The sequence below is a fragment of the Natronoarchaeum sp. GCM10025321 genome (genome assembly GCF_042663585.1).
Classification (GTDB): Archaea; Halobacteriota; Halobacteria; order Halobacteriales; family Natronoarchaeaceae; genus Natranaeroarchaeum.
Window position 1 is genome coordinate 2,757,789 of sequence record NZ_JBHTAN010000006.1, and the last position, 26,494, is coordinate 2,784,282.

The 26,494-nt window shown below is 65.3% G+C and carries 26 protein-coding genes; 11 read left to right on the top strand and 15 right to left on the bottom strand.

The genetic code is table 11. The annotated features are described in order from the left end of the window. Positions 1–130 precede the first annotated feature (130 nt). Positions 131–904, top strand: coding sequence for a sulfurtransferase (locus tag ACFQL3_RS17045; RefSeq protein WP_377056490.1), 774 nt, complete (start codon positions 131–133; stop codon positions 902–904). Positions 905–1,068: 164 nt separating this feature from the next. On the opposite strand, the gene ACFQL3_RS17050 is transcribed toward ACFQL3_RS17045, so the two are convergent. Further along, a complete protein-coding gene (locus tag ACFQL3_RS17050) occupies positions 1,069–3,399 on the bottom strand; it encodes an ATP-dependent DNA helicase (protein WP_377056492.1) in 2,331 nt (776 codons plus the stop codon). Positions 3,400–3,488: 89 nt separating this feature from the next. Here ACFQL3_RS17050 and ACFQL3_RS17055 point away from each other — a divergent pair, with 89 nt between their 5' ends. Further along, on the top strand, positions 3,489–4,040 hold the full coding sequence (locus tag ACFQL3_RS17055) for a DUF1684 domain-containing protein (RefSeq protein WP_377056494.1): 552 nt from the start codon (positions 3,489–3,491) through the stop codon (positions 4,038–4,040). Positions 4,041–4,104: 64 nt separating this feature from the next. Here the strand turns inward: ACFQL3_RS17055 and ACFQL3_RS17060 are convergent, their stop codons facing one another. Genes ACFQL3_RS17060 through ACFQL3_RS17070 form a run of 3 tightly spaced genes read right to left on the bottom strand, consistent with a single transcriptional unit; the run spans position 4,105 to position 7,414 of the window. Next, positions 4,105–4,785: a class I SAM-dependent methyltransferase gene (locus tag ACFQL3_RS17060; protein ID WP_377056496.1), complete on the bottom strand. Its 681-nt coding sequence runs from the start codon at positions 4,783–4,785 to the stop codon at positions 4,105–4,107. A 48-nt stretch (positions 4,786–4,833) separates the two neighbouring features. Further along, positions 4,834–6,063 carry a homoserine O-acetyltransferase MetX gene (metX, locus tag ACFQL3_RS17065; RefSeq protein ID WP_377056498.1) on the bottom strand — a complete coding sequence of 410 codons (1,230 nt, stop codon included), beginning with the start codon at positions 6,061–6,063 and terminating at the stop codon, positions 4,834–4,836. A gap of 58 nt (positions 6,064–6,121) precedes the next feature. Next, positions 6,122–7,414 (bottom strand): O-acetylhomoserine aminocarboxypropyltransferase/cysteine synthase family protein, encoded by a 1,293-nt coding sequence (locus ACFQL3_RS17070; protein ID WP_377056500.1) that lies wholly within the window; start codon positions 7,412–7,414, stop codon positions 6,122–6,124. Between the two features lie 209 nt (positions 7,415–7,623). Here ACFQL3_RS17070 and ACFQL3_RS17075 point away from each other — a divergent pair, with 209 nt between their 5' ends. Continuing rightward, positions 7,624–8,826: an MFS transporter gene (locus tag ACFQL3_RS17075; protein WP_377056502.1), complete on the top strand. Its 1,203-nt coding sequence runs from the start codon at positions 7,624–7,626 to the stop codon at positions 8,824–8,826. Between the two features lie 93 nt (positions 8,827–8,919). On the opposite strand, the gene ACFQL3_RS17080 is transcribed toward ACFQL3_RS17075, so the two are convergent. Further along, positions 8,920–9,990, bottom strand: a complete 1,071-nt coding sequence (locus ACFQL3_RS17080; RefSeq protein ID WP_377056504.1) for a S1C family serine protease — start codon at positions 9,988–9,990, stop codon at positions 8,920–8,922. A gap of 99 nt (positions 9,991–10,089) precedes the next feature. Between ACFQL3_RS17080 and ACFQL3_RS17085 the strand changes: the two genes are divergently transcribed. Continuing rightward, positions 10,090–10,410: a DUF5783 family protein gene (locus tag ACFQL3_RS17085; protein WP_377056506.1), complete on the top strand. Its 321-nt coding sequence runs from the start codon at positions 10,090–10,092 to the stop codon at positions 10,408–10,410. Positions 10,411–10,491: 81 nt separating this feature from the next. Next, entirely contained in the window at positions 10,492–10,845 is a 354-nt protein-coding gene (locus tag ACFQL3_RS17090) for a NifU family protein (protein WP_377056508.1), read from the top strand. Between the two features lie 3 nt (positions 10,846–10,848). Here ACFQL3_RS17090 and ACFQL3_RS17095 read toward each other — a convergent pair whose 3' ends face one another. Both ACFQL3_RS17095 and ACFQL3_RS17100 read right to left on the bottom strand, forming a co-directional pair. Further along, on the bottom strand, positions 10,849–11,748 hold the full coding sequence (locus ACFQL3_RS17095; RefSeq protein WP_377056510.1) for a ketopantoate reductase family protein: 900 nt from the start codon (positions 11,746–11,748) through the stop codon (positions 10,849–10,851). A 30-nt stretch (positions 11,749–11,778) separates the two neighbouring features. Then, entirely contained in the window at positions 11,779–12,072 is a 294-nt protein-coding gene (locus tag ACFQL3_RS17100; RefSeq protein ID WP_377056512.1) for a DUF7130 family rubredoxin-like protein, read from the bottom strand. A 15-nt stretch (positions 12,073–12,087) separates the two neighbouring features. On the opposite strand from ACFQL3_RS17100, the gene ACFQL3_RS17105 reads away from it, so the two are divergent. After that, positions 12,088–12,354, top strand: a complete 267-nt coding sequence (locus ACFQL3_RS17105; RefSeq protein WP_377056514.1) for a putative inorganic carbon transporter subunit DabA — start codon at positions 12,088–12,090, stop codon at positions 12,352–12,354. A 151-nt stretch (positions 12,355–12,505) separates the two neighbouring features. Here ACFQL3_RS17105 and ACFQL3_RS17110 read toward each other — a convergent pair whose 3' ends face one another. The 6 genes from ACFQL3_RS17110 to ACFQL3_RS17135 all read right to left on the bottom strand — a co-directional run bounded on the left by ACFQL3_RS17110 (position 12,506) and on the right by ACFQL3_RS17135 (position 19,338). Further along, entirely contained in the window at positions 12,506–13,795 is a 1,290-nt protein-coding gene (locus ACFQL3_RS17110) for an MFS transporter (RefSeq protein ID WP_377056516.1), read from the bottom strand. Further along, entirely contained in the window at positions 13,792–13,971 is a 180-nt protein-coding gene (locus ACFQL3_RS17115; RefSeq protein ID WP_377056518.1) for a hypothetical protein, read from the bottom strand. Before ACFQL3_RS17115 ends, ACFQL3_RS17110 begins: the two co-directional genes overlap by 4 nt. Before the next feature lie 99 nt (positions 13,972–14,070). Beyond that, complete coding sequence (locus tag ACFQL3_RS17120) at positions 14,071–14,259, bottom strand: hypothetical protein (RefSeq protein ID WP_377056520.1); 189 nt, start codon at positions 14,257–14,259, stop codon at positions 14,071–14,073. Positions 14,260–14,332: 73 nt separating this feature from the next. Further along, complete coding sequence (locus tag ACFQL3_RS17125) at positions 14,333–17,896, bottom strand: DNA polymerase II large subunit (RefSeq protein WP_377056522.1); 3,564 nt, start codon at positions 17,894–17,896, stop codon at positions 14,333–14,335. Next, the gene (locus tag ACFQL3_RS17130; protein WP_377056524.1) at positions 17,897–18,316 is read right to left on the bottom strand and encodes a PPC domain-containing DNA-binding protein; all 420 of its coding nucleotides are present in this window, start codon (positions 18,314–18,316) and stop codon (positions 17,897–17,899) included. It abuts the gene before it with no gap. A 44-nt stretch (positions 18,317–18,360) separates the two neighbouring features. Next, the gene (locus ACFQL3_RS17135) at positions 18,361–19,338 is read right to left on the bottom strand and encodes an SDR family oxidoreductase (RefSeq protein WP_377056526.1); all 978 of its coding nucleotides are present in this window, start codon (positions 19,336–19,338) and stop codon (positions 18,361–18,363) included. Positions 19,339–19,357: 19 nt separating this feature from the next. Here ACFQL3_RS17135 and ACFQL3_RS17140 point away from each other — a divergent pair, with 19 nt between their 5' ends. After that, positions 19,358–19,687, top strand: a complete 330-nt coding sequence (locus tag ACFQL3_RS17140; protein ID WP_377056528.1) for a hypothetical protein — start codon at positions 19,358–19,360, stop codon at positions 19,685–19,687. 76 nt (positions 19,688–19,763) lie between these two features. After that, positions 19,764–21,074, top strand: a complete 1,311-nt coding sequence (locus ACFQL3_RS17145) for an acetamidase/formamidase family protein (protein ID WP_377056530.1) — start codon at positions 19,764–19,766, stop codon at positions 21,072–21,074. Between the two features lie 74 nt (positions 21,075–21,148). On the opposite strand, the gene ACFQL3_RS17150 is transcribed toward ACFQL3_RS17145, so the two are convergent. After that, positions 21,149–22,207 carry a glucodextranase DOMON-like domain-containing protein gene (locus tag ACFQL3_RS17150; RefSeq protein ID WP_377056532.1) on the bottom strand — a complete coding sequence of 353 codons (1,059 nt, stop codon included), beginning with the start codon at positions 22,205–22,207 and terminating at the stop codon, positions 21,149–21,151. Between the two features lie 116 nt (positions 22,208–22,323). On the opposite strand from ACFQL3_RS17150, the gene ACFQL3_RS17155 reads away from it, so the two are divergent. From ACFQL3_RS17155 to ACFQL3_RS17165, 3 genes are all read left to right on the top strand, one after another. Beyond that, positions 22,324–22,590, top strand: a complete 267-nt coding sequence (locus ACFQL3_RS17155; protein ID WP_377056534.1) for a hypothetical protein — start codon at positions 22,324–22,326, stop codon at positions 22,588–22,590. Positions 22,591–22,651: 61 nt separating this feature from the next. Then, on the top strand, positions 22,652–23,563 hold the full coding sequence (locus tag ACFQL3_RS17160) for an ABC transporter ATP-binding protein (RefSeq protein ID WP_377056536.1): 912 nt from the start codon (positions 22,652–22,654) through the stop codon (positions 23,561–23,563). Continuing rightward, on the top strand, positions 23,560–24,402 hold the full coding sequence (locus ACFQL3_RS17165; protein WP_377056538.1) for an ABC transporter permease subunit: 843 nt from the start codon (positions 23,560–23,562) through the stop codon (positions 24,400–24,402). Before ACFQL3_RS17160 ends, ACFQL3_RS17165 begins: the two co-directional genes overlap by 4 nt. Here ACFQL3_RS17165 and ligA read toward each other — a convergent pair. Beyond that, entirely contained in the window at positions 24,399–26,468 is a 2,070-nt protein-coding gene (gene ligA / locus ACFQL3_RS17170) for an NAD-dependent DNA ligase LigA (RefSeq protein WP_377056540.1), read from the bottom strand. The two genes, ACFQL3_RS17165 and ligA, sit on opposite strands and share 4 nt — an antisense overlap. Positions 26,469–26,494: the final 26 nt, after the last annotated feature.

Below are 26,494 nucleotides of genomic sequence, written 5' to 3' on the forward strand. Positions count from 1 at the left end.
TTGGAGTTCCAACCCCGACACTGCTCTCACTACCCACCCGAATACCGGCAAATTTAACATGTTTCAGGGAGCGACGGTTACGGCTGGCAGTTTCCCGCTTTTATTAGGATTGGCCGTCGTACTGACCTATATGATCAAATTCGTCCCGCCGGCGTGGCTTGCTGACCGACTCGACGAGGTACAGGTCGTCGACGTCCGCGACGACTGGGAGTATTCGGGGATCGGACACCTCCCCGGCGCGGTCTCGATACCTTTCGACCGGTTCCGCTCCGAGGAGGGCGACAGCGGCATGCTGCCGGGTGCCGACGTCTTCGCCTCGCTGCTCTCCGAGGCGGGAATCGAACCCGGCGATCCGATCGTCGCCTACGACGACACCCACGGCGTCTTCGCGGCACGCTTTCTCGTCACGGCGCTCTGTTACGGTCACGAACCGCTCTACCTGCTCGACGGCGACTACAGCGCGTGGAACCGCGAACACGAGACGACGACGGACGTACCCGACATCGAGGCGACCGACTACGAGGTGACCCTGCCCGAGACGACGCCGCTGGTCGAGTACGACGCCGTCGAGGCCGCAATCGACGACTCCGACGCCGTGCTGGTCGACACTCGCGACGAGAGCGAGTACGACGAGGGTCACATTCCCGGGGCCGTCCTGTTGAACTGGAAAGACCTCGTCGACGACGAGAGCCGGGGCCTCCGGCCGGAGCCGGAGCTCCGCGACGTTCTCGAAGCCCACGGGATCACACCGCACCGAAGAGTTGTGCTCTACTGCAACACGGCCCGGCGGATCAGCCACACCTATGCCGTCCTCAGCCATCTCGGATACGAGGACGTGGACTTCTACGAGGGCAGCCTCACCGAGTGGACTGCGGCGGACGGGCCGCTCTCGACGACGGACTGATAGAACCGGACGACAGAGACGACCAATCCTGACGCTGTCTGCGTGATCTCCAGTTGAAATGAAGGGGTATGCCAACGGCTATCGGGTAACTGCGGATCTGCTAGTAGTTAGAGCACTTATATAATTGCTTTGGTTTCCTCGGAGTGGCACTGGCTCGTGGTTCGTCAGTGCTGTCCCCAGAATCGTTCTAGTCCCAACTCCAGCATGTCCGGACTCACCGGCTGGAACTCGTCGTGTGGCAGGTACTCGCGGACGCTGTTCCAGCTATCCCGGGCGTATCTGGCGTCGGCCAGCACGCGGACGCCCACCTCCTCGGGGCTCCGGATCACCCGGCCGATTGCCTGTCTGGCCTTCCGAACTGCCGGTACGGTCAGGGCGTACTCGAAGCCCTCGCCGAACGCGTCGTCGTACGCGGTCCGCACCGCGCGGGTTCTGGGTGACGTCGTGTCGACGATGGGAACGCCACAGATCATCGCCGCCGAGAGCCGGTCACCTCGGTAGTCGACGCCCTCGGTCAACGTTCCGCGAAGGCTCGTCACGAGCACTTTCCCCGCGCCGTCGAAGAACTCCGCTTTCAGTCGTTCAGTAGCGTCGTCGCCGCTACTCTCGTCGATCAGGACGGGCTTGTCGATGCGCTCTCGCAACCGTTCGGCGGCCCACTCCGCCTCGGTGTAGCTTGGCATCCCGACGAGCACGTTGCCCGGACTCGTCGCGACGGCCTCGATGGCGTCGGCGTAGGCGCGTCTGGTCGCGTTCTCTTCGGCTGGTCCCCCCCGGTTGTCGTAGGTAAACTTCGGGAGGTCGACGGCGAAGCTCTCGCGGTTCTCCGCCGGAAAGGAGAGCGGGTAGGTCCGTTCGATGACCGGCCGCTCCTCCTCGCTTCGGAGGTGTTCTAACCCGGTCACCTCGGCGAAGATATCGACCGGTTCGAGCGTCGCACTCATCAGGACGCCGCCGCCGAAGTCCGCCAGTCGCTCGCCGATGACGTCGCCTGGCACGCAGTTGTGGATGGTCAGCCCGGCGTTGTACGCCCGCCGCCACGAGCCAGTCGGCTCCAGGTCGTCCCACGTCCGGTCGAGTTCGACCTCGCGGAAGTGGCGTTCATGATCCGCGCGGTACCACCGGCCGAGCACGCGCCCGACGCTCGGCGCGGCGCGCTGTTTGGTCTCCTCCTCGGCCTCGTCGAGGATGCGCTTTACCACCGCGCCGACCGTCTCGGCACGGCTCCATACCCGGTCGCCGTAGCCCGCCTGCTCGGCCCACTCGCTGATCTCGTCGATCTGTGGCGTCTCCGGATCCCGCAGGGGAATCTCGTCGTCCGGAAGATCGTTCAGCCGACTCTTCCAGCCGCGGTGTTCGCGCTCCAGATGCGCGGTCACCTGTCGGTCCAGTTCCTCGCGGAGATCCTGTACGAACGAGCGGGTCGTCTTCACCTCGTCGATGCTGACCTCCGCGTCCTCCAGTTCCGCCCGCACCAGATCGGCGTCCGCGCTCGTCTCGGCCTCGCGGTCGTCGAACTCGACGGCCTGAAGCACCCTGGTGAGTTCGCTTTCGGCGTCTCGCAGGGTGCGGTCGCCGACGGAGTCGCTGACCAGATCCCGCACCCGTGGTTCCAGCATATGCGCTTCGTCACAGACGACGAACGTCGAGTCATCGAGCAGCGCGCCGGTAAACGAGCCAGTCGTCGCCGGATCGAACGCGTGATAGTAGTTGCCGACCACGACCTCGGCGTGACCGAGTATCGCCCCCATCATCGAGTGCGGGCAGGTGCCCGCGGCGGCCGATTCGGCGACGAGGTCGTCTGGGCTCATCAGCCCGGCATCGGTGAAGTCGAAGGGGACGGCCTCGGCCGGATCCCCGTCGGCGTCGTCCGGTCTGTCCGCCAGATACCGTGCGTAGAACGGGCAGTACTGGGCTCCTTCGTGTTCGGGCATTCCTGCAGGGTACGGCGAGGCCTCACCCGCGGTTTCGAGGAACTCCGCGCCGCCATCGCGTCCCGAATCCGCCAGGCCGACCTGCTGGCTTCTGGCGTCGCTGGCCAGTGCCGCCGCAGTCGTCGGCCCGTCACCGGTCAGCCCCCGCGTCGTCTCCCGGAGGTCCTCACAGCGGTCGTAGACGTTCGAGTCGTCGATTCCCGCCGCCCGCTCGCGGCTGTACGGACAGACGTCCGCCTTCCCTACGAGCGTCAGCCCCGAGATGTCCCGCCAGTCATCGGGTAGATTGCTGTTGATCCGCTCTAGATCCTCCTCGAACTGGCGGAGTTGTTGCTTGACGCTCGTCAGCACCAGCACGCGCTCGAAGGCCGAGTCGGGGTCGCGCACGAGGTGGATGCCTGCGGCCAGCGCCAGCATCGTCTTGCCAGTCCCGCAGGCACCCTCCAGCGCGAGGAAGCCGCCATCGCGGGCGGCCTCTATCGCCGTCTCGACGCCATCGACCTGCTCGTCGTACGGCTCTGCATGGCCGAACACCGTCCGCCAGTCGTCGTTCTCTGTCACTCGGTACTCACTCGGCGGCCGTTCGGTTAAAAGACTGTGGACCGGACGCCAGCCAACGCCCCTTTGGTCGTCGGCCGGGTACGCAGAGTATGAGCAACACCGAGTTCGACGTCGACGTCTGGAAGCAGGAACTCCGCGCCCAGCGCGACGAGAAAGACCGTTTCCTCGCCGAGCACCGCCAGTCACCCATCCCGCCCGAAGAGCGCGACGAGTTCGACGGGCTAGAGTATTTCGACCCGGACCCCGAGTACCGTGTCGACGCCGCAGTGACCGTCCACGAGGACCCCGCACCCATCACCATGGAGACCAGCGCGGACACCGAGGTCCGCTACCTCCGCGTGCTGACGCTCGCGTTCATCGTCAACGGCACCGAACAGACCCTCCACGCCTACCAGCAGGAGGGCGACGATGGCTACTTCGTCCCGTTCCGCGACAAGACGACCGGCCAGCAGACCTACTCCGGCGGCCGGTACATCGAGTTCGAGACCGACCGCGACCTCGAACGAGGTGACGAGATCACGCTCGATCTCAACCTCGCGTACTCGCCGTTCTGTGCCTACAGCGACACTTTTGCCTGCCCGCTTCCGCCCAAGGAGAACTGGCTCGACGTCGTGATTCCTGCCGGCGAGAAGTCGCTCTGAGGGATCGATAGTTCGTCTGCGACCCGATCGGAACGTCTCCTTGTATACAAACAGCCCTCAGTCGCTACGGCGCGACGCCCACCGTCAGGAGCGTCCCGAACTCCCGGTATCGCTCGACCATCGCGTCTCGCGTCTGCCACTCCTCGGTCGGGAACTCGCTCGTCGCCGGGATCTCGGTCTCTCGATCCGGAACGTTGTCCTGCCCGGCGACGTGCAGTCCGGCCTCGCGAAACGCCGCGCGGTACTCGTCGCGATCCCAGCGGGTCATCTCGATCTCGATGAACTCCTGCCACTCGTGGGAGTGGACGTTCTCCTCGTAGTAGTTCACCGCACAGTAGAAGGTGCCGCCGGGCCGGAGGATCCGCTTGATCTCGCGGAGCGTCTCGACCGGATCGGTGGCGTAGTAAAACGCTTCCATCGAGAAGACGTGGTCGACGCTGTCGTCGGCGAAGGGGAGGTCGCCGAAGTCGCCGATGAGAAAGCCGACGCTGTCGTCGTCGGTGTACTCTCGCGCGTTGGTGACCATCTCGGGCGAGCCATCGAGTCCGTAGGCTCGGTCCGCCCCGCCGGCCTCACGGAGCGCGCGGGCGGCGTAGCCGCTCCCACAGCCCAGATCGAGTACCGTATCGCCCTCCTCGACCGGCATTCGCGAGAGGACGTGCCGTGCCGTGTGCCAGTGGCGTTGCTCCATCCCGCGGTCCCGTCCCTCGGTCGCCCAGTCGTCGAACTCCTCGCGTACGCTCATACAGGGGGCATGCAGGCCGCGGGCAAAATAGGTTCGAAGCCGTAGCGCTCAGTCCGAAAAGAGGCTGGTGTGGACCGGCGCGAACTCGCTGTCCTCGGACGGACCGTCGTCGTCGGTGTCAGTCACCGCCTTGCCGTCGACGCCCGCTTCGAGGAAGTCCGCGACCGGCGGGCCGACGCTGTTCGGTTCGACGAGGAAGGCGTCGTGGCCGTGGTCGGACTCGACGACGTGATGGGCGACCTCGACGTCGGCCTCTCGGAAGGCGTCGGCCAGGGCTTCGGACTGCTCGCTCGTGAAATGCCAGTCGCCGGTGAAACTCATCACGAGCGCCTCGCCGGTGTAGGCCGCGAGCGCGTTCGCGTCGTCCTCGTAGCCGGCGGCGAGGTCGTAGTTGTCCATCGCCCGCGTCAGGTAGAGATAGCTGTTGGCGTCGAACCGGTCGACGAACTTGTCTGCCTGATAGTCGAGATACGACTCGACATCACGGTAGGGGAAAAACGCCGCCGCGGCGTCAGTCGGGAACGGCTCGCCGCCAGCGTCGCGGCCCGCCGCCCGTCGGCCGAACTTCTGGCTCATCGACGACTTCGAGAGATACATGACGTGGCCGATCTGTCGGGCGAGCGCGAGGCCGTCCGACGGTGGCTCGCCGTCGTAGTAGTGCCCCCCGTTCCAGTTCGGATCGGCGCGGATCGCTCGCCGCGCGATGGAATCGAGCGCGAGACACTGGGGATCGACGCGACCCGCGGCCGCGATGGGGATTAGCCGTCGCACGTCGTCTGGGTACTGCTTCCCCCAGTCGAGCACGTTCATGCCGCCGACGCTCCCGCCGACGACGGCGTGAAGCCGACCGACGCCGAGCGCGTCGAGCGCCTGCCGCTGTGCGTGTGTCCAGTCGCCGACGGTCACCGGCGGGAACTTCGTGCCGTAGGGCTCGCCCGTATCGGGGTTCGTGCTCGCCGGGCCGGTCGTCCCGTAACAGGAGCCGGGAACGTTCACGGCGACGACGTAGTACTCCTTCGTGTCGATAGCTTTCCCGGGACCGACGATGTCGGACCACCAGGCGTGGGCCTGCCCGCCCGTGGGCTGGGCGTCCGACGGTTCGTCGTCCAGTCGCCGGTGGGCGACGTGGGCGCTCCCGGTGAGGGCGTGACAGACGAGCACCGCGTTGTCGCCGGTGAACTCGCCGTAGGCCTCGTAGGCGACTTCCAGTTGGGGAATCGATTCGCCGCACTCGAACTCGAACTCTCCGAGGCTGAGTACCCCGGCGTCGGCGTTCATCGACGCCCCTCCGTCGCAGGGGCGTCAGTCCGTGTCGGCACTGTCCGATATGTCCTCGTCATTTCGCTGTCGCCTCCTGGATGGCGTGTTCGACGTCCGCGAGGATGTCCGCCGGGTCCTCGATGCCGACCGACAGGCGCACCAGATCCGGCGTCACGCCGGCCTCTTTCTGTTCTTCGGGCGTCAACTGCCCGTGGGTCGTGCTCGCCGGGTGGATCACCAGCGTCTTCGCGTCGCCGATGTTCGCCAGGAAACTCGCCAGTTCGGTCTCCTCGCAAAAGCGCTTGCCGGCGGTGTAGCCGTCTTCGAGTCCAAACGCGACCATGCCACCGTATCCTCCCTGCAAGTACTTGTTTGCGTTCCCATGCGTCTCGTGGCTCTCCAGTCCGGGGTAGGAGACCCACGCGACGTCGTCGTGGTCGTCGAGATACTCCGCGACGATTGCGGCGTTCTCACAGTGTTTCTCCATCCGGATCGGCAGCGTTTCGAGTCCCTGCAGGGTCTCCCAGGCGTCGAACGGTTTCTGCTGGTTGCCCAGACTGCGCAGCGAGCGGTATCTGACCGCGGCCGAAAACGGGGCGTCGGGGAAATCGCGCGTGAAGTCCGTGTCGTGGTAGGCCTCGTTCTGGCCCGCAATCTCCTCGTAGCCGCCGGCCGCCCAGTCGAACTCCCCGTCCTCGACGAGCACCCCCCCAATCGTCGTTCCCGACCCGTGGATCCACTTGGTTGTCGACTCCCAGACCAGGTCGGCACCGTGTTCGAGCGGGCGACAGAGCGCGGGCGTCGCGAAGGTGTTGTCGACGAACAGCGGCGTATCGTGCTCGTGTGCGACTTCGGCGATCGCCTCTAGATCCGGCGTCACCAGCGAGGGGTTCCCGACCGTCTCGACGTGGACGTAGGCGGTGTCCTCGTCGATCGCTTCCTCGTAGGCGTCGACGTCGAGCGTCGGAACGAACTCGACGTCGATGCCGCGCCGTCGCGCCGTATGCGAGAGATAGGCCGCCGTCCCGCCGTAGGTATCCGTCGAGCAGACGACGTTATCGCCCACCGACGCCAGCACGAGCGTCGCGGCGTCGAGCGCGGCCATCCCGCTACCCGTCGCCACCGCCCCGGCCCCCCCTTCCAGATCAGCCAGCCGATCTTCCAGCATCGAGACAGTCGGGTTGCTGATCCGGGAGTAGATGTCCTCCTCGCGGTCGAGTGCGTACAGCTCCGCGGCGTGGTCGGCGTCGTCGAAGACGTATGAGGTCGTCTGGTAGAGCGGCGGAGCACGTGAGCGCGTCGCCGAATCCGGCGACTGCCCCGCGTGGAGGCTCCGCGTCCGAAACTTCGGGAGGTCCGGGTCGGTCATGTGTAGTATGCATATATCTCTACACTCCTATAACTCAGAGTTACGGCAATATTCGCAAATATTGTCGCTTGTTTGCATGCCACACTCTCGTCGTCGAACGAATCGAGTCGTCGTGTACCCTCGCTCCCTACTGGCGCTGAACTGTCGATAGGGGAGCGGAGACGGGCAGAAACGCAACAGGTAACCGGATCGCACCCCAATACTCCGGCGTGTCTTCGACTCGACGCGAACGGGTCCTGCTCGCGGCGGTCATCTACGTCGTCCTGCTCGCGCAGGTGCTTCTCTACCCTGGTCTCGGCAGACTCGTCGCGACGCTCGGCGCGACGACCGACCTCCAGCCACGGATGTGGTTTCTCGGCGCCGAGTTCGCCGCGTTCATCCTCTTTGTCGGGATCTGGGGGGCGGTGAGCGATGCGACGGGACGCCGGGTGCCGTGGATCGTCGTCGGTGCGCTCGGCGGTGCGCTCGGGTACGGCGTACTCGCCCTCCTGCCGCGTCTCTCGCTTGCCTCGTTCGAGACCGTCCTCATTCTGCGCGTCGTCCAGGGCGCGGCGACTATCGGTGCGTTCTCGCTCGCGATTACGATGCTGATGGATCTCGATGGCGGCCACGGCCGGAACATGGGCGCGGCAGGGATCGCTATCGGCCTCGGAACCGCTATGGGCGCGCCGATCGGCGGCCAGTTGACCGAACTTTCACCGGTCGCGCCGCTGTACGCCGCCACCGTCCTGCTGGCCGCCGTCGGCCTGCTCGTCACGCTCGTCGAGGACCGGGCGCCGCAGGGACGGCGGAGTACCCGCGAAGCCCTGGCGACGATCCGGCGGACGCCGACGCTGTCGATTCCCTACGCCTTCGGCATGATCGACCGCATGACTGCCGGCTTCTTCGCGCTCGTCGGCGTTGCTTACTTCGAGTCGGCGTTCGACCTTTCGCCCGGCGAGAGCGGGATTATGCTCGCGCTGTTTTTCGCCCCCTTCGCCCTGCTACAGTATCCGATGGGTGCGCTCTCGGACCGGATCGGGCGGACGATACCCATCGTCGTTGGCTCCTCGCTGTACGGCCTGGGGATCGCAGCCATCGGCCTGGTCGAGCGGGTCGAGTTCGCGGGCGCTGGAATGGTCGTCATCGGCGTCCTCGGGGCGTTGCTAGCGCCCGCGACGATGGCGCTCGTCACCGACGTCGCGAGCGATATCGACCGCGGGACGGCGATGGCCGGGTTCAATCTCTTCGGTAGCGTCGGCTTTTTCGCCGGATTCCTGCTGGGTGGTACCATCGCCGGCGCGTACGGCTATCCGCTGGCCTTTTTCGTCGTCGGTGGGCTGGAAGTCCTGATCGCCATCGTCACGCTGCCTGCGTTCCTCAGACTCGGTCTCGGCGATGTGCCGACGGTCACCGCTGGTTCGTCGGACTGACTGAGTTTTCGTATAGCGGTATATGATTTACCACCTCTGACAGCCGTCACTCCCAACACAGGTCCGATCGGTCGAAAATAGCCCGTATCGCCGTCAGGCGCCGTTTCTGGATCCCGGTGTGACCGATATCGACTGCTCGGCGCCATCGCGGATCACCGTCATCGAGATGGTCTCCCCGGGGCTCGCTTCGAGCGCCAGATACGACGAAAACGAGTTCCCGTCCTGGATCTCTTCTCCGTCGACTGCGACGACTACGTCGCCCTCCATGTTCGCTGGTCCGGTGCCCGTCTGGAGTTTGCCGTCGGCCGGTCCGCCGGGTTCGACGCCCGCGATCAGTACGCCCTGCGCTTCGTCGAGGTTGTTCGCCTCGGCGATTGCCGGGGTTACCGGCAAGAACCGTATCCCGAGATACGGATGCTCGTACTCGCCCGTCTCGACGAGCGCCGGGACGACACGCCGGGCCAGCGCCGCAGAGATGGCAAACCCGATGTTATCTCCGCCTCCGGCGAAAATCACGCCCTCGACGCCGCCGTCGAGATTGACCATCGGCCCCCCGCTGTTACCGGGGTTTACCGCGGCGTCGGTCTGGATGGCGTCCGGGATGTTGAAGTTTGTCGGACTCGGGAGCGAGCGGTTGACGCCGCTTACGATACCCCGTGAAACGGAGGCGTCGAGTCCAAGCGGGTTGCCGATTGCGACCACTTCCTGTCCGACGACTGCGTCGGATTCCGATAGCGAGAGCGACGTCGCCGATTCCGGTGGATCGTCGACCTCGAGCACCGCAAGATCGCTGTACTGGTCGGTCCCAACCACCGAGGCGGGACGCCACTCGCCGCCGTTGAACTGGACGTTGATCTCCTCGGCACCGGCCGCGACGTGGTTGTTCGTTATCAGATAGCCGTCCTCGTAGACGAAGCCCGTTCCCTCGCCCTGACCGAACTCCGACCCCGTGACCTGTACAAGGACGACGGAGTCGATCACCGCCTCGTAGACCTGTGTATACGGGCTGTCGACGTCGGATTCATCCGAGTGGTTCAGTGACGATTCTCCCCCGTTCTGCTCCTCGTCCGAGTCCGACGTGTCCATACATCCCGCACTCGCAGTGACAAGAGCCACGCCCGTCGCCGACAGGAACCACCGTCTGGTCGCCTGCTTCTCTCCCATACGCCATTTCTAGGCCGCCGGGCGGATATATCGCTCGCACAGGATACCACCTGCCTCGTTTCCGGCCTACTTTTGTGTACAAGCCTCCTTACCCCGGATATGACTGAGTTCGACCCCGAAAAGTTCGAGGACAAGTATGCCAACTACTTCCCCGAACTCCAGCGAGCCTACAAGAACGCCTTCGAGACGATGAACGACGCCTACGACTCGGAGCTAATCCACGCCATCGATCAGCAGGTGCTCAACGAGAGCGAACCGTTCTACGAGGACGGCGGTTTCCGCATCGAACTCCCCGAGAACCCGACAGAGCGTGTGAGTGCCATCGTCGTCGACGACGAGAAGCTAGAAAAGACCCTCGAGATCTACCTCGACGAGATCGAGGCCGAACTACAGCGCGTGTTCGGCCTGCAGAGCGAGTAAACCGTTCCGAGACGGCCGTTCGGCCGATCCGGGGCAACCGGAGACCAAAGGTCTAAGGACGGTCGCGCCCAACTGGTCTCTATGAGTACCGAGACAGCCGAGGGGGACGACCTTGAAGAGCGTATTGCGAACTTCCTGCGACGGAACTTCCCACAGATACAGATGCACGGCGGCAGCGCAGCGATTCAGAACATCGACCGAGAGACCGGCGAAGTCGATATCCAGCTTGGCGGCGCGTGCAGTGGCTGTGGTATCTCTCCGATGACGATTCAGGCGATCAAAAGCCGCATGGTCAAGGAGATTCCGGAAGTCGAGAAGGTCCACGCCGGAACAGGCGAATCTGCCGGTCACGGCGGCGAAGGCGGTATGAGCCCGTCGTTCCCCGGTGAATCCAGCGACGACGACGCTGACGAAGGCCCACAGGCCCCGTTCTGATACTTACCGGCCCCCGTTTTCTCGCTCCCACGACCGAACGAGCGTCGCGAGCGTTACGTTGACCGGCACGTTGACCCCGTGTTCGTCCGCACGGTCGACCACTGCGCCGTTGATCGCATCGATCTCCGTCCGTCGACCCGCGACGACGTCCTGATACATCGAAGAGCGGTTGTTCGCGGTCCCGTCGATCACTTTCTCGATAGCGCCGACTGCGCGTTCGTCTGCGAGTTCGACCGCTTCCGCTCTGGCGACCCGGGCCGTTTCGGTGGCGGCGCGGCGGGCGAGCCGATTCGTCGACCCCTCGCCGAGTACCCCGTTTTGCACCCGTGAGAGCGCCGTAATCGGGTTGATACCGGCGTTGACCGCGAGTTTCTGCCAGAGCCGTCTGGGCATATCCGCCACCGCTGTGGCATCGATATCGGCGGCGTCGAACGCGGCGGCGACGTCGTCCGCGAGTGGGGAGACGCCGCCTGCGGCCGCGCCGACTGTTACGGTGCCTGTTCCTGTACACGCCACGTGTCCCGGGGCTTCGAGTCGTGCACCGTACGTCGCCGTGCCGGCGAGGACCGGGCAATCCAGATATTCTTCGAGCACAGCCTCGTTTCCGATGCCGTTCTGTACCGATAGTACGGCGTCGAACGTCCCGGATGAGAGCGTTCCCGCGGCCTGCTCGGTATCGAAGCTTTTGACGGCGACGACGACGAGATCCGCAGTCAGATCTCGTCCGTCAGTCGTCGCGTCCGGGTGCACTCTGTGGTCAAACTCCCCGTCGATGTACAGTCCGTCGTCGCGTACTGTCGAAACGTGTGGATCCCGCCCCACCAGAGTGACTTGATGTTCGGTTGCGAGTAGGCCTCCCAGTAACGTTCCCAGGCTCCCTGCCCCGAAGACGACGATCTCCATACCCGAACGGGGTGTCCCACAGCGAAAAAGCTAGTCCTCGGTCCAGTAGTACAGTTCCTCCTTCCCTGCCTCACAGGAGGGGCATTCCTCGGGCATCGAATCGATGCTACCGATCTCACCACACTGCCAGCAGCGCCACATCAGGTTCATCTCGCCGTAGCTCTGCCCCGAGCGAAGCCGTTCGACGGCGTCGACATCGGCATCGGGATTCAGTCTGACGTAAAACCCGCTCTCGTCGAACCCCCGGACAGTCCCCAGTTTCGTCCCATCGTCGTTGTAGATGGCTGCCCCCAGTGACACGTCCGATTCGGTTTGCTGACTCATACGGTAGCATACGACATGATCCATTATAAACGAATACCGCTGCTCAGAATCGGCTTCCACCTGCTGATCTGCTCCCTACCTCTGTCGGCGCTTGCTGCACGCTCTATTCGTATATTGTATGCCGCTATATCAAACCATGTCGGCCGCGGGGTTTGCGCTGTATCGTTCCGGCAAGTCGCTATCGAGAACGGTGAGCGCCGCACCGTCGACTGGGCGGAGACGCATCCGAAGTGGGCGCTAGCCGGAAACGTAGGTTTCGTCGCCGGTCACCGAACTACTTGACAACGACCGGCCCTCGATAGTTGTCGACCCCCAGCGCGAGCACCGTGCGTTCCACTACGATAGGGACCTCAGTTGGACGCCGACCGAGGAACCGGCCCGGAGCGGTCCGGAACCGGCGACAAGCCCGACCGTCGCGGACGACTGACCGTCGTTACGGCGGCCGCAGGAGGAAGCCAGCGACGCCCGCGGCCAGCGCTAGCCCCCCACCGAGCAGGAACGCGGCCTCCCAGCCGATGACTCCGATCAGCCAGCCGACGACGCCGCCGCCGAAGATCCCGCCCCAGATCTTCCCCGAGTACACCAGCGAGTTGTTCGTCGAGGAGTGTTTCGTACCGTAGTAATCGCCGACGATACTGGGGAACAGCGAGAACTGAGAGCTCCAGAAGAAGACGGCGATGGCGACCGTGAGGACGTAGCCGACGCCGCTTTCGATCCCGGCGAGCAGGACGACGCCGATCGTTCCGACGCCACAGAGGAGAAAGGAGATGGCCGTCACGCGCTCGCGGTCGAACCGATCCGAAAGCCCGCCGACGACGAGGCGTCCCGCCCCGGACGCGACAGGGAGGACGGTCGCCGCGGCGGTCGCGACGCCCGCGGAGAGTCCCGCCTGCTCCGCGTAGAGGATGCTCCGAGCCGTGATCATCAGGCCCGCCGCGCTCACCGCCACGAACATGAAGTACATCACCCAGAACTGCCAGGTCCGGATCATCTCTGTCCACGAGTACTGATACTGGCCGCCGTCCGGTGCTCGTTCGGCCGCGTCACCGGGGTCGGCAGCAGACGTGCCCTCTTGCTCCTCCTCGTCGGCGGCCGCCGCGCCGTCATCAGCGGCGTGCCAACCCACCGGCGGGTCCTTGAGGATGACGGTGCCGACCACGACGCCGACGGCGATGAGAACGCCCATGCTCCAGAGCGCAGTCGTCAGGCGTCCCTCCCCGATCATGTACCGGAGGAACGGGACGAACGCCGCGCTACCGGCGGCGAAGGCCATCGTGCCGACGCCGGTCGTCAGTCCGCGCTTGTCGGGGAACCACTTGAGCGCGGTGTTGACCGCCACCGTGTAGACCATGCCGACACCGACTGCACCCACGCCGTAGGCGATGTACACCTGCCAGAGTTCCGTGGCGAACGCCAGCGCGACGTAGCCCGCCCCGGCGAGAACACCGGCAGTGAGCGTCACCGTTCGCGGGCCGTAGCGGTCCCGCCACCACCCCGCGGGAAACTGGACGAGCGACATCACGACGACGAACAGGGTAAACACGAACCCCAGCGCTGACAGGGAAGCGTTGAGTTCGGCCGCAAGCGGCCCCTCGAGCGAGGACCAGACGTACTGGTAGGGGCTCACGAGCGCCATCATCACTGCGGCGGCGGCGATTTGCCACCAGCGTGAGTAGCCAAGCAGCGACTTGGCTCTGGCACCGAGTTCGTCGGCCGTACTCATCGCCACGACGCGGTCGCTGCGGGGGCGAATCGCTTCCCGACTGTCCCGATAGCTTCCGACACCCCTTCACCATCCGAAGTGGTCCCGCCGCCGGACTCGACCGAGTCGGTTCCCGGACTCTGCCCGCCAACGGCCGCGCGGACCGATACCTGTCCGTGGGATTCGTCCCTGATCACACCACAACGAGGAACGGTGCGGTAAAAAACGTGCCGCAGGGTGCTCGTAGACGACTGACTCGCCGACCCGGTCAGCTATCGCTCCGCGGCAGGCCCCGATCAGGCCGGTTCATCCTGGCCCCGCACCCAGTGGTCGATCAGCACGGCGACGATGATCACCAGCGGCACGAGTCCCAGCGTGTACAGTCCGGCGACGAACAGCGCCGCGAACAGGGCGACGGTCGTTCCCACCTGCATCTCGATCGACTGCTCGCCGAACCAGTCCAGAAAGCCCCCGAGTAACGACATTGTCCATGGCTTGGACGGCCAGAATAAAATACCAGTGCCTGACCGGGCGACCCGTGGCTGGACTCCGAGCGGTTCACATGAAGTCCGCAATACCGCTCTGCTTGTTGTTGTCGTTCTCGAAGATGCTCTCTAGCTTCGTCTCCAGCACCTCCAGTCGCTGTTTCGTGTAATCGCGCGTGCCGAACTCGTCGGCGACCGTGATCGCGGTCTGCATGTACTTGTTCACGGAGCCCTCGTGGACGGTGAGGTTCACCCGGCCGCCACACTCCCGACACTCGCGGGACAGGGGCATCCGGCGGTACTTCTCGCCGCAGTCCAGACAGCGCGTTTCCTGGCGGGAGAAGGCCCGGAGGTTCCCGATCAGATCCGGCAGGAAGTGGTACTCGATCACCCGCTCTGCGACGTCGGTTTCGTCGACGGCCCGGATCTTTCTCGATAGCTCTAGCTGGGCGTTCATCTTGTCCATCATCGAGTCGAGCGTTTTGTACGCCGACAGATCCGGCCCGAGCGCGATGTCCGTGGTGTCGTGCGTGTGGCCGAAGCCGGCGTATTCGAGATCCGTGCCGAGCGTATCCTCGGCGATTTCGACGTCGACCGACTCCGGATCGGCCATCTCCCGGGTCGCCTCGTAGAAGTCGAGTGAGTACCGCTCGACGACGTCCATGTTGTGCGCCTCGTCGTCGATTTCGGTAGGGTCGATCCTCGAAGACATGACCAGCGGGGCGTCCATCCGCCCCCCGCGCTTGTCTGGCAAATATGTTATACTAAAGTTCAAAAGTCCATCAAGGAGAAGCATTACACAATCTTCATCTCCGTCACAGTTCCGCCGCTTCGCCGCGTGGAAGAACGGATGCGCATAGCCGACTGCCGCGCTGGTAAAGCCGATGACGCGTCCGACCGTCGCCGCGCTGGTGTGGGGGGCCATCCCGAACACGAGTTCGCCGACCAGTTCCTGGCGTTCCTCGACCTCGTAGTAGGGGTCGAGCCCGTAGTAGCTCTCCAGCAGGTCGTCGACGAAGTCCGCGGTCTTGAGCATGTGCTCGGCCGCGCCGTCCGAAAGCACGACGTCCTGGACTTTCAGCTCGACGAGCTGGTCGTCGTGCTGGAGCAGGTCGCCGTGGATATCCTCGTGGTAGCCGAGGCCGCGAAGCTGATCGACGGTGATGTCGAGTTCGCTCGCGCGAACCGACGTGACCGGCAGGTCCGTCATGTCGTAGCGGACGGTGCCGTCCTTGAACGAGGAGACGCCGTGTTTCGCGCGGAAGACGCCTTTCTCCATCGGCTCCGGCGTCTTGTTGTGCGAGGCGAGCCCTTTGACCCCTTTGAGCATCTCGAAGGCGTTCTCGCGCTCGCCGACGGATTCGAGAGCCTCGCGGTACTCCGCGTGAATGTCGACGATGCGCGTTTCGACGGAGGTCCCGTCGATCTCACAGTGATCGCAGTGGACCCGTCCGGACTCGTCGGGGTAGAGTCGGGTCTCGCAGTCGGGACACTCGTAGTGTGGCTCGGTGCGGGCGTCGCAGTCGGGACAGCGCGTCTTGAAGCTGTGCGTGCCGCACGCGGCACACTCCCGGCGGCCGACCTGGACTTCGACCTCGCCGGGCGTGTCGGTCATCGAGTCGGCGTGTTTGGCCGCGGCGGAGACGTCACGCTGGGCGCCGCCGGCCTCGCCGATGGGAAAGAGGGTGTGGACGGCGGGGCTCAGTTCGCGCGACTCGGACTTTTCCGGGCGGCCCATCCGGTTGCCGACGCGGGTCGGCGAGCGCTCCCGGATCTCGAAGGGGGCGACCTCGTTGACCGCGTCGACGGCGTTGGGCCACGTCCGGGCGTCCTCGGAGAGTGTCTCCCAGGTTCGGGTAAGCCGGTCGCCGTCGACTGCGAAGCCGAGCGAGCGGACGAACGGCCGCCAGACGGGAACTCGCAGCGTCGTATCGGTCTGAGTGTGTTCCAGCAGGAGCGCCTCGACGGCCTCCAGCACCGTCTCCGAGCGCGGCAGGACGAGCACGTCGGTGTGGGTCGGTTCGACGCTATTGTGTTCGACCTCCGGGATGTCGGCGTCGACCGTTCCGTTCTCGACGGCCTCGACGACGGCCTCGAACGTCTCGACGTCGATGTCGTGCCAGAGACAGGTGTGGTCGGGGTGGAGCGGTGCATCGTGCTCGGTCGCCCACTCGATGGCCTCGTCCGGACCGGGAGACTGCAGGTCGATGCCCGGCGAGTCCTCCATCGCCTGAACATCCACCCCGGTCTCGGCGAACTCCTGAATCCACCACTCAAAGGTGTAGCCTGCGGGCGCGAGCGAGTGGTTGTTCTCGACGAACTCGCCGTAGTTGACCAGATACTCGCCGACGTCGATGATCTTCTCGACGCCGTTTCTGATTTCGAGGGCCTCCGCCGGATCGTCGATCTGGCGGACCTCGCCGTTGGCGAGGCGCACTGTCGGCCCCTCGATGCTGTCGACGGGGACGACACCCGCCGCCTTTCCGGGGAGTTCGGTCTTGATCTGCGTGCCGGTCGCGAGGAAGTCGTCGACCAGATGCATCGTCGCGGGATGGACGCCCGCCGTCGCGAAGCCGTGGTTGCGCGACCGACCGTAGTGGAGGCGAAAGCCGCCGGTCTCGCTGGGATGCGAGAAGACGGGTCGCCCGGCGATCAGGTCCCGCAGGAACTTCTTGCTGGAGTCGACCCGCGGCGGCCCCTCTCGCTCTGCGGGTTCGTCGCCGGCCTCGTCTCCCTCGTCATCGGTGTGCTCGCCGCTTTCGCTCTCGTCCCCGGCGTCGTCTTCCTCGTCAGAATCGCCGATCGTTCCGTCGATGAGGTCGTCGAGCCAGGGCCAGTCGACCTCCTCCAGGTTCCGCGTGTAGCGCTTGATCTTCGGCGCTTTGAGCGCGATTCCCTCCGCGAGGACGAGACACATCCCGCCGCGGGGGCTGTTGGTCTCGATCCGTTCGAGATCCCGAAAGCCCGAGACTTCCTCCTCGCCGGTCGCCTCGCCGTCGAGCATGATCGGGCAGTTCCGCGTGATGAACTTCGTCTCCTTGTCCTTCGGCGAGTACTGCAGGCCGGTCTCCTTGTCGTAGAGGCCGACCTCCTCGGCGTAGCGCTCGACCTCCTGGTCTCTGGCTCTGAACTCGTCGACGTCAAGCAGCGCCCGGGCGTAGTCAGCGACGAGCACGGAGAGCGCCTGTGCGGTCCCGCCGGCCGAGCGGATCGGCCCGGCGTAGTAGACCGCGACGAACTCGGTGCCGTCGTCGTTCTCGTTGAGTTCGACCCGGTCGATCCCCTCGATCGGTGCCGCGACGACGCCCTCGGTCAGCAGGGCGACTGCCGTCCGGACCGCGCCTTCGATCTTCCCCTCCCGAGACTCGTAGTCGCCGACCCGCCCCTCGACGAAGTCGGTTACCAGTTCTAGCGCGGCCTCCTCGCGGCTCATCTCGCCTTCGAGGTCGCGGACGCGCTCGGCGACGCCGTCGATTCCGAGGATGTTCTCGACCCGGTCGGCCATGTCCTTGGCGATCGGAATCTCGACTTCCGGTTTGGGGTCGCCACCGCGCGCTTTGGCCTCGCTCGCGACGTCCATCGCCACGTCGAGTTCGTCTTCAAGCCGGCCGAAGTAGCGCTCGTCTTCCTCCCGCATCTATAACCAGAGATCCAGATCGGTCTCGTCGTCGTGTTCCCGCACCAGCGGTTCCTCGAACACCCGCAGATACACCTCGCCCGCCCAGACGGTCCCGCCGTCCAGATGGCCGGCGAGCGCCTGCCCGCTCGGGCGAGAAAGGACGGCGTGCGTGTGGGCGAACCGCTCCTCGTCCAGCAGGGAGACGTTCCCGACGCAGCTAGCGACCTCCAGCGGTTCGTCGAACTGCACCGGGTAGTACTCGGTCTCGGCCTGATCGTAGAACCACAGTTCGGCGTCCTGAACCGCACCCAGCGCCGTAAACCACGCCGCGTCGGCGTCGACCGACTCGGCGAGGGCTTCGATCTCCTCGCGCCAGTCCGCGCCGTGTTCCAGACTCGCGAGGTACTCCCCCGTCGTCTCGACCTCCCGATAGTTCATAGCCAGTCAAGCGTGTCCCACGGACAAAAATCTGCGTGTTCCGCTCACCCGGACAGCCACTGCCGGAGCCGTGCGTCGAGCCGCTGTATCCGGACCGTTGCCCACCCGAACGCATCTCGTATCGGATCCTGTACCGACGCGGGTAGCCAGTGTGCCCACCGGATGAACGTCGCCACCGACCCGACCGGATATCGCGCTCTGGGCGACGGATCGCTTGCGGCATCGACGACCGTCGCTGCGACAGTCGCCGGGGAGATAGCGAGCGGGCCGCCGTCCAGCGCCCACCCCTCTTCGAGGGCTGCGTAGCTCTCGGCGTACGCCCCGGTACGGTCGAGGTCGGCGAGTCGCTCGCGGGCCTGCTCGTCGAAGTCGGTATCCACCCACGGCGGTTCGACGAGCGCGACGTCGACGCCTGTCCCGCGTAGCTCCAGTCGGAGGGAGTCGGTCAGCGCCTCCAGCGCGGCCTTGCCCGCGGCGTAGCCTCCCAGCCCCTGATAGGCCGACAGTCCGAGGACGCTGGAGACGTTGATGATCCGTCCCTCGCCGCGCTCGCGCATGCCGGGTAGGACCAGCCTGACCAGCCGGTGGACGCCGTGGACGAGCACGTCGAACTCGTCTCGTACCTCCTCGACGGGGACGTCCTCGACCGGACCCGATACGGCGTAGCCGGCGTTGTTCACCAGCGCGTCGATGCGTCCGGTCTCGGCGGTGATCGCTTCGACGACCGTCTGGCACTGCTCGGCGTCGGCCACGTCCAGTTGGCGGGTGCGACAGCGGTCGGCCACCGGCGCGGGCAGCGGCGTCTCGACGTCCGTCGCGTACACCGTCCAGCCCCGGTCGGCGAAGGCGATGGCCGTCGCTGCGCCGATGCCCGAGCCAGCACCCGTGATCAGGACGACTCGCGGATCGGTTCTCGTCGCGCCGTCGGCCGTCGATTCCCGGGCGGTCACAACTGTTCGGCGCTTCGAGGTGTCGGCTTGTGATACTTGTGATGCGAGCAGGATCCGGGCTGTGAAGGGCATCCGACACGTACGGCGGGGTATGACTGCTCCCGAGGAGATCGACGACACGCCGACGCTCGCCTGTTCACGCTGTGGTCGCGAGTGGGACCTCGCCTTCGAACTCGACGAACTGGGCGTCGGCAATCAGGCCGTCGAACAGTTCGCGCTCGATCATATGCGGCATACCGGGCATTTCCCCGATGGCGTCGCGACCTGGCGCGCGGACTGCCGGCAGTGTCCCGCCGGCGAGGAGCGTCTCTCCGAGCACGGTGTTCGGCGCTGGGCGGAGACCCACGCACGACACACGCGTCACGAGATAGAGATCCGGAGCGACAGCGACGCGGTCAGCCTCGTCGAACCGGACGAGTAAGAGAGCGCTCCCCGGCCCGAGTGTCATCTTTGAAACTATATCCGTTATTATCGGTGGCGTCGTAGTTCGGTATGCAATGGCATCCCAAGAGATCCACGAGGAGTTACATGTCGATCAGTACACGCTCGGACTGGTCGGCCCAGAGCAGGAGTGGGCCGGCACGGTCGCCGACGGCGGAACGATTACGACCCACACGCCGCCGGCGTGCTGGGGCCCGATGATCACGCCCGGGTTCCGCGGCGGCCACGAGGTCACTCGGCCAATACGGGTCGAGAACGCAGAGGTGGGCGACGCCATCGCGCTCCGGATCAGGGATATCGACGTGACCAGCGTTGCGACGAGCACCGGATCGATGCGCGAGCGCGAGGAGGCGTTCGGGAGCGACCCGTTCGTCGACCACCGCTGTCCCGAGTGTGGCACCGAGTGGCCCGACAGCGTCGTCGAGGGCACTGGCGAGGACGCGATCCGGTGTGCGGAGTGTGGCGCGAACGCCTCCGCATTCGGTTTCGAGTTCGGCTACACCGTCGCGTTCGACGAGGACCGGACCGTCGGGATCACCGTCGACGAGTCGGGCGCACACGACCTCGCCAAGCGGGCCGAGGAGGCGATGGACCTCCCCGAGAACTCCCGTCAGCACCCGATCCTGCTCTACGAACCCTCGGAGATTCCGGGGACGCTCGGTCGGCTTCGACCGTTTATCGGGAACGTCGGGACGACGCCGCCGGTCGAACTGCCGGACTCGCACAACGCCGGCGACTTCGGCCAGTTCCTGATCGGGGCCGACCACGACTGGGGCCTCGACGACGAGAGCGACCTCGACGCCCGGACCGACGGCCACATGGACGTCCCAGAGGTCCGCGCCGGGGCGACGCTGATCTGTCCGGTCAAGATCGAGGGCGGCGGCATCTACGTCGGCGACCTCCACGCAAACCAGGGTGATGGCGAACTCTCCCTGCACACGACCGACGTGAGCGGGCGCACCGAGATCGATGTCGAGGTGATCAAGGATGCGGGCATCGACGGGCCGGTGCTGTTGCCGAACCGCGAGGATCTACCCTTCATTAGCCAGCCCTACACCGAGGCGGAACTCGACGCGGGCCGGGACCTCGCCGCCGAGTACGAGACCGACCTCGACGAGGAGATGGGGCCGATCCAGGTGATCGGGAGCGGCGCGACGATCAACGACGCCACCGAGAACGCCTTCGACCGCGCCGGGACCCTCCTCGACATGAGCGAGGGCGAGGTCCGCTCCCGGTGTACGTTCACCGGCGGCGTCCAGATCGGTCGGCTTCCCGGCGTCGTCCAGTTGGATATGCTCGCGCCGCTCGACCGCCTCGAAGCGCGCGGCCTCGACTCGCTCGTCCGCGAGCAGTACGATCTGGCGTAAAATCGCGTCCAGCGCTCCGCTGGACGTGCCGGTTGCCCTCCAACCTATTAAAAAAGAGCTCTCGCGCTGTCGCGTTACTCCTCCTCGGTGTCGCCGCCCAGTCGCTTGCTGGCCAGCGCACCGCCGGCCGCGCCAGCGATAGCCGCACCGATGCCGAATCCTGGCGAACCGTCGTCGTCTTCGGTGTCGCTCTCTTCGCCGTTCTCCGCCCCGTTCTCCATTCCGTTTTCGTCGCCGTTTTCGTCGCCGTTCTCCGTCCCGTCTCCGTCACCGTTCTCGTCGCCGTTCTCCGATCCGTTCTCGTCGCCGTTCTCCGATCCGTTCTCGTCGCCGTTGACGTTTTCGTCGTCGGTCGAATCCGGTTCCTCGTCGCCGAGAGTCACGAGCGGTATCTGGGGTGTCGTCTCGGGCGTGTTCGCCAGCACGTCCGCCCGGGTCGCGCCCTCGGGTAACAACAGATCCATGGCGGCCGGGTTGTTGGCTCCCGCGGTTCCACCCCCGATAACGTACTCGGCGGCTTCGGGCTCGATTGCGCGAATGCTTCCGTCTCCGTACCCGTCGAACGGCGTCATGATCGCGGAGAAGGCGACCTGGTCGTTCCAGTCGACTGCCTCCTGTGGGAAGTCGACAGCGACCGCGTTCGACGCGGTCTGTGTGTACTCGACGTCTCCCGAGACCTCCTCGCCGTCCGCGCTCTCGACCGCTGCCAGTCCCTCCCCGTGTGCGACGACCCGAGTGTGATACGGAGACTCGAACGCGAAGTGCGTGCCCGTCCGTCCGTTGGGGTCTTCGGGCCCGTCGGCCTCAGGTGAGTTGATATACACCTGGACGAACTGGTGAGAGACCGGATCGAGGTCGAAGTTGTTCTGGATGTCGGCCGCCATCGTGAACTCGATGCGGACCCGCTCGTCCGACTCGTACAGCGTCACCGTCTCGACGTCCCAGACGCCCTCGTAAAAATCCCCGCCGGTCGGCAGCGTGTACTGATCAGGGCCGTAGGGCGCTCCGCCGGTACCGGTCTCGAAGGCCTCGACTTCGGTAAAGTCGCCCTCCTGGGCGGCTACCGATGGCACGCCGACGACTGTCGCTGCAGTGGCTGCGCCGATTCCTGCAAGGTATTCTCTTCGTTGCATAGCTGAGTAATTATATTATAGATATAAAAACATTATGAACAATTGCATCATAATTAGATATAGCTCGCTCCACGGAGCACGTCAGATACATACCGGTACACCCGCTACGCCCGGCCATGAGTGAGGATTCGGTTCAGTGTTGGCTCGTCGAACGCTCCTACGGCGACGAGAACCTCGTCTCGTTCGTCTACGCGACGCCGGACGGGGGCCGGTACCACCAGCGGGACCTCTCTGCGAACATGCTCTTTCGCCTCGACGTGACGGCCGCCCGGTCGGTGCCCGAAGCGGACCTTCAGCCAGTCGATGACGAAGCGCTTCAGGAACGCTACGCCACCGAAGCCGAGCGAATGGCGAGCGACCACGACCCCGACGACGTGATCTGAGGGGATACTTTCGCGCTCCGTTGCACAAAGAAAATATACACTCGGCTCGTGGCCTTCCGATATGGCCGCCATCGAACTCGACGGGGTCACGAAACGGTACGACTCGGTGACCGCGATCCGTGACCTGTCCCTCCAGGTCGAGGACGGTGAGATCTACGGCTTTCTGGGACCGAACGGCTCCGGGAAGTCGACGACGATCAACATCCTCCTCGATTTCGTCCGACCGACCGACGGCACTGCGAAAGTGTTCGGTATCGACTGTCAGGAAGACCCGCTCGCCGTCCGACAACGGATCGGCGTCCTCCCCGAAGGATTCAGCGTCTACGACCGGCTTACCGGCCGCCAGCACGTCCAGTTCGCCTGCGAGTCCAAAGGCGTCGACGCTGACCCCGAGGCGTTGCTCGACCGCGTCGGACTCGTCGACTCGGCGAGCAGGCGAGCCAGCGACTACTCGAAAGGCATGAAACAGCGGCTGATACTGGCGATGGCGCTCGCTGGCGACCCTGACTTGCTGATACTCGACGAGCCGACGACCGGCCTCGACCCCAACGGTGCACGCCGGATGCGCGAACTGATCGAGGCCGAACGGGACCGCGGTGCGACGGTCTTCTTTTCGAGTCACATTCTCGCTCAGGTCGACGCCGTCTGTGATCGGGTCGGCATCCTCACGAACGGCGAACTCACCGCTCAGGACAGCATCGACGCCCTCCGCGAGTCGACCGACTCGACGGACACGCTTCGCATCACTGTCGCCCGACCGGACGGGCGTGCGCTCGACGCCGTCCGCTCGCTCGCGGGCGTTTCGAACGTCTCTACGGACGGGAACACGATGCTGGTCGACTGCGCGGACGCCTCCAAAACCGCCGTCATCTCGGCTATCGAGGAGGCTGGTGTCGAAGTCACGGACTTCTCGACCGAGGAGGCGTCGCTGGAGGAACTGTTCGAGCAGTTCACGACGGAGGCACGCCGATGAGTTGGCAGGTCATCGCGCGCAAGGAACTGAAGGACTCGATCAGGTCCCGGTCGCTCATCGTGCTCTCGGTGCTGTTCGTGTTGCTCTCGCTGTTTATTACCGGGCTGTACGCCGCAGTCCCGTTCCTGGGTGCGACGGGCAGCGAGGAGCTAACGGTTCAGAGCCTGATCTCGTTTTTCGGTACAGCGGTGATGTTCGTCCCGATCATCGCCGTCCTACTTGGCTACAAGGCCATCGTCGGCGAGCGCCAGTCGGGCAGTCTCGCACTCACGCTCTCGCTCCCGCACACGCGTGACGACGTGGTCCTCGGGAAGTTCCTCGGGCGGTCGGTCGTCCTCGCCATCCCGATACTGCTCGCCTTCCTCGCCGGACTCGTCGTCGTCATCGCGCTGTTCGACGCGTACTCGGTGATCGACTATCTGGTGTTCGTCTTTGCCGTCCTGCTCATCGGGGTCGCGTACCTGAGTCTCGCGATCGGCTTTTCGGGCTCGACGACCTCCTCGGTGCTGTCAGGCGTCGGCGTCTTCGTCCTTTACGTGCTCTTTCGGTTTCTGTGGGGACCCGGCCTGTTCGTCACACAGAGCGCCGTCAACCGAGTCCAGACCGGTGAGTGGTCGATACTCTTCGAGTTCGACTGGTGGATGTACCCCATCGCGATGATCAACCCGCACTACGCCTACCAGATGGTGCTGTACGGCTTCGTCTACGGTGACGCCGCACAGCCGCGATATATGGGCGCGTGGTACGTCAACGGCTGGACCGGACTGGCCGTCCTCGCCGCCTGGACCGTGGTTCCGCTCGCGGTTGGCGGGTGGCTGTTCCGCCGGAGCGACCTCTAGACGTTCGCCGTTTCGACGCCCTGCTCTTCTAGCAACGCCTCGAACTCCGCCTCGCTGAGTCGTTCGACAGCCTCCGCTTCGGCGTCGTCGACCTTCGTCGCACCGGGATTCTCGCCGGTGACGAGATAGTCGGTGTTGCCCGAGACGCTGCTCGTCGCCGACCCCCCGTGGGCCTCGACCAGTTCCTGGGCCTCGCTTCGCGTGTACTCGTCGAGGCTGCCGGTAAAGACGACTGTCAGACCGTCTAGCTCGTCGCCGCCGGACGTCTCGGCGGACTGTGGCTCGACGCCCTCTTTGCGGAGTGCGGCGATCACTGCGCGGTTCGCCTCGGAAGCGAAAAAGTCGTGGATCTCCCTGGCGACGACCTCGCCGACCTCGTCGACCGACCGGAGCGCGTCGACGTCCGCGTCCATTAGGGTATCTAGATCGCCGAACTCGCGGGCCAGTTCGCGGGCCGTCGCCGGTCCGACGTGGGGGACGCCGAGCGCAGAGAGGAACTCCGCGAGCGGGGGTTCGGTCGTCGCCTCGATGGCGTCGACCAGGTTCTGTGTGCTCTGCTCGCCCCAGCCCTCTAACTCGGCGAGTTCGTCGGGTGAGATCCGGTAGAGGTCGGGAAGCCCGTCGATCAGCCCGGCGTCGAGCAGCTGGCGAACCGTCCGCTCGCCCAGCCCCTCGATGTCGAGGCCGTCGTCGCTTCCGTAGTAGACGATCGACTCGCGCAGTTGGGCATCGCAGGCGATCCCTCCGGTGCAGTGGGCCATCGGACCGTCGCGCTCGACGGCGCTGTCACAGACCGGACAGGTCTCGGGAAACTCGAAGTGGCCGTCGTCCCCGTCTTCGAGCACCTCCGCGACCTGCGGGATCACGTCGCCCGCACGCTCGATGCGGACCCTGTCGCCGACGTCGACGCCCAGTCTGGCGATCTCGTCGGGGTTGTGGAGGCTGGCGCGGGCGACTGTGACGCCCCCCACGTCCACCGGATCGAGCAGTGCGACCGGCGTCAGGCGGCCGGTGCGCCCGACCTGTACTGCGATCTCGCGAACCGTCGTCTCTTCGGTGCGTGCGGGGAACTTGTAGGCCATCGCCCAGCGGTAGTGTCGGGACGTCGCGCCGAGTGTCTCGCGCTGGTCCCGGTCGTTTACCTTGATCACGACGCCGTCGATCTCGTAGTTGAGGTCGTCGCGACGCTCCAGCATCCCGTCGCGGTACTCGATGGCTTCGTCGATCCCCTCGACGCGGGTCGTGTGTTCGTTGACACGCAGGCCGTACTCTGGGAGGGTCTCGTCCTCGGCGTAGCGGGTCTCCCACTCGCGACTCGCGTCGAGCACCTCGAAGAAGAAACAGTCCAGTGGGCGCTCCGCGACGACTGTCGGGTCGTGCTGACGGATCGTCCCCGCCGTCGCGTTCCGGGGATTCGCGAAGGGGTCCTCGCCGCGCTCGACGAGTTCGCGGTTGTACGCCTGAAAGGCGTCCCTGGGCATGTAGATCTCGCCGCGGACGGCCAGGAACTCGGGATAGTCGCCCGACAGTTGGAGTGGGATCGACCGGATCGTCCGGACGTTCGCGGTCACGTCGTCGCCCTCCTGACCGTCGCCGCGGGTGACAGCGCGCTCTAACTGGCCATCGTTGTAGACGACTTCGATCGAGATGCCGTCGAACTTCGGTTCGCAGACGTAGCTCACGTCGGCGAACTCGCTCTCGACGCGCTCGGCGAAGGCGCGGATCTCCTTGACGTCCTCGCTCCCCTCGATCGAGAGCATCGGCGCGACGTGCTCGACGGTGTCGAACGCCTCGACTGGCTCGCCGCCGACGCGCTGGGTCGGGCTCCCCTCTCGGTCGAGGTCGAACGTCTCTTCGAGCGTTTGTAGCCGCTCGAACAGGGCGTCGTAGGCCCTGTCTGCGATCACCGGGTCGGCCTCGAGGTAGTACTGTCGGTCGTGATATCGGATCGCCTCACGGAGCTGTTCGGCCTGCTCGCGTGCAGCCTCTCTGGAGAGCGACTCCACGGCCTCGAACTCCGTCTCTGGCTCCTCGATATACGGGTTGTCCTCGAGTGCTGGCGGCATCGCTCGGGAGTTTGGCCCCGTCGCTA

What these genes read in the sequence shown, in the direction of transcription:
- ACFQL3_RS17100 (WP_377056512.1), bottom strand. Translation starts at nt 12,072, where the DNA reads ATGAGTCAGCAAACCGAATCGGACGTGTCACTGGGGGCAGCCATCTAC.
- ACFQL3_RS17160 (WP_377056536.1), top strand. Translation starts at nt 22,652, where the DNA reads ATGGCCGCCATCGAACTCGACGGGGTCACGAAACGGTACGACTCGGTG.
- ACFQL3_RS17145 (WP_377056530.1), top strand. Translation starts at nt 19,764, where the DNA reads ATGGCATCCCAAGAGATCCACGAGGAGTTACATGTCGATCAGTACACG.
- ACFQL3_RS17125 (WP_377056522.1), bottom strand. Translation starts at nt 17,896, where the DNA reads ATGCGGGAGGAAGACGAGCGCTACTTCGGCCGGCTTGAAGACGAACTC.
- ACFQL3_RS17080 (WP_377056504.1), bottom strand. Translation starts at nt 9,990, where the DNA reads ATGGGAGAGAAGCAGGCGACCAGACGGTGGTTCCTGTCGGCGACGGGC.
- ACFQL3_RS17070 (WP_377056500.1), bottom strand. Translation starts at nt 7,414, where the DNA reads ATGACCGACCCGGACCTCCCGAAGTTTCGGACGCGGAGCCTCCACGCG.
- ACFQL3_RS17045 (WP_377056490.1), top strand. Translation starts at nt 131, where the DNA reads ATGATCAAATTCGTCCCGCCGGCGTGGCTTGCTGACCGACTCGACGAG.
- ACFQL3_RS17140 (WP_377056528.1), top strand. Translation starts at nt 19,358, where the DNA reads ATGACTGCTCCCGAGGAGATCGACGACACGCCGACGCTCGCCTGTTCA.
- ACFQL3_RS17130 (WP_377056524.1), bottom strand. Translation starts at nt 18,316, where the DNA reads ATGAACTATCGGGAGGTCGAGACGACGGGGGAGTACCTCGCGAGTCTG.
- ACFQL3_RS17060 (WP_377056496.1), bottom strand. Translation starts at nt 4,785, where the DNA reads ATGAGCGTACGCGAGGAGTTCGACGACTGGGCGACCGAGGGACGGGAC.
- ACFQL3_RS17165 (WP_377056538.1), top strand. Translation starts at nt 23,560, where the DNA reads ATGAGTTGGCAGGTCATCGCGCGCAAGGAACTGAAGGACTCGATCAGG.
- ACFQL3_RS17155 (WP_377056534.1), top strand. Translation starts at nt 22,324, where the DNA reads ATGAGTGAGGATTCGGTTCAGTGTTGGCTCGTCGAACGCTCCTACGGC.
- ligA (WP_377056540.1), bottom strand. Translation starts at nt 26,468, where the DNA reads ATGCCGCCAGCACTCGAGGACAACCCGTATATCGAGGAGCCAGAGACG.
- ACFQL3_RS17110 (WP_377056516.1), bottom strand. Translation starts at nt 13,795, where the DNA reads ATGAGTACGGCCGACGAACTCGGTGCCAGAGCCAAGTCGCTGCTTGGC.
- ACFQL3_RS17135 (WP_377056526.1), bottom strand. Translation starts at nt 19,338, where the DNA reads ATGCCCTTCACAGCCCGGATCCTGCTCGCATCACAAGTATCACAAGCC.
- ACFQL3_RS17055 (WP_377056494.1), top strand. Translation starts at nt 3,489, where the DNA reads ATGAGCAACACCGAGTTCGACGTCGACGTCTGGAAGCAGGAACTCCGC.
- ACFQL3_RS17150 (WP_377056532.1), bottom strand. Translation starts at nt 22,207, where the DNA reads ATGCAACGAAGAGAATACCTTGCAGGAATCGGCGCAGCCACTGCAGCG.
- ACFQL3_RS17105 (WP_377056514.1), top strand. Translation starts at nt 12,088, where the DNA reads ATGATCCATTATAAACGAATACCGCTGCTCAGAATCGGCTTCCACCTG.
- ACFQL3_RS17085 (WP_377056506.1), top strand. Translation starts at nt 10,090, where the DNA reads ATGACTGAGTTCGACCCCGAAAAGTTCGAGGACAAGTATGCCAACTAC.
- ACFQL3_RS17095 (WP_377056510.1), bottom strand. Translation starts at nt 11,748, where the DNA reads ATGGAGATCGTCGTCTTCGGGGCAGGGAGCCTGGGAACGTTACTGGGA.
- ACFQL3_RS17090 (WP_377056508.1), top strand. Translation starts at nt 10,492, where the DNA reads ATGAGTACCGAGACAGCCGAGGGGGACGACCTTGAAGAGCGTATTGCG.
- metX (WP_377056498.1), bottom strand. Translation starts at nt 6,063, where the DNA reads ATGAACGCCGACGCCGGGGTACTCAGCCTCGGAGAGTTCGAGTTCGAG.
- ACFQL3_RS17120 (WP_377056520.1), bottom strand. Translation starts at nt 14,259, where the DNA reads ATGTCGTTACTCGGGGGCTTTCTGGACTGGTTCGGCGAGCAGTCGATC.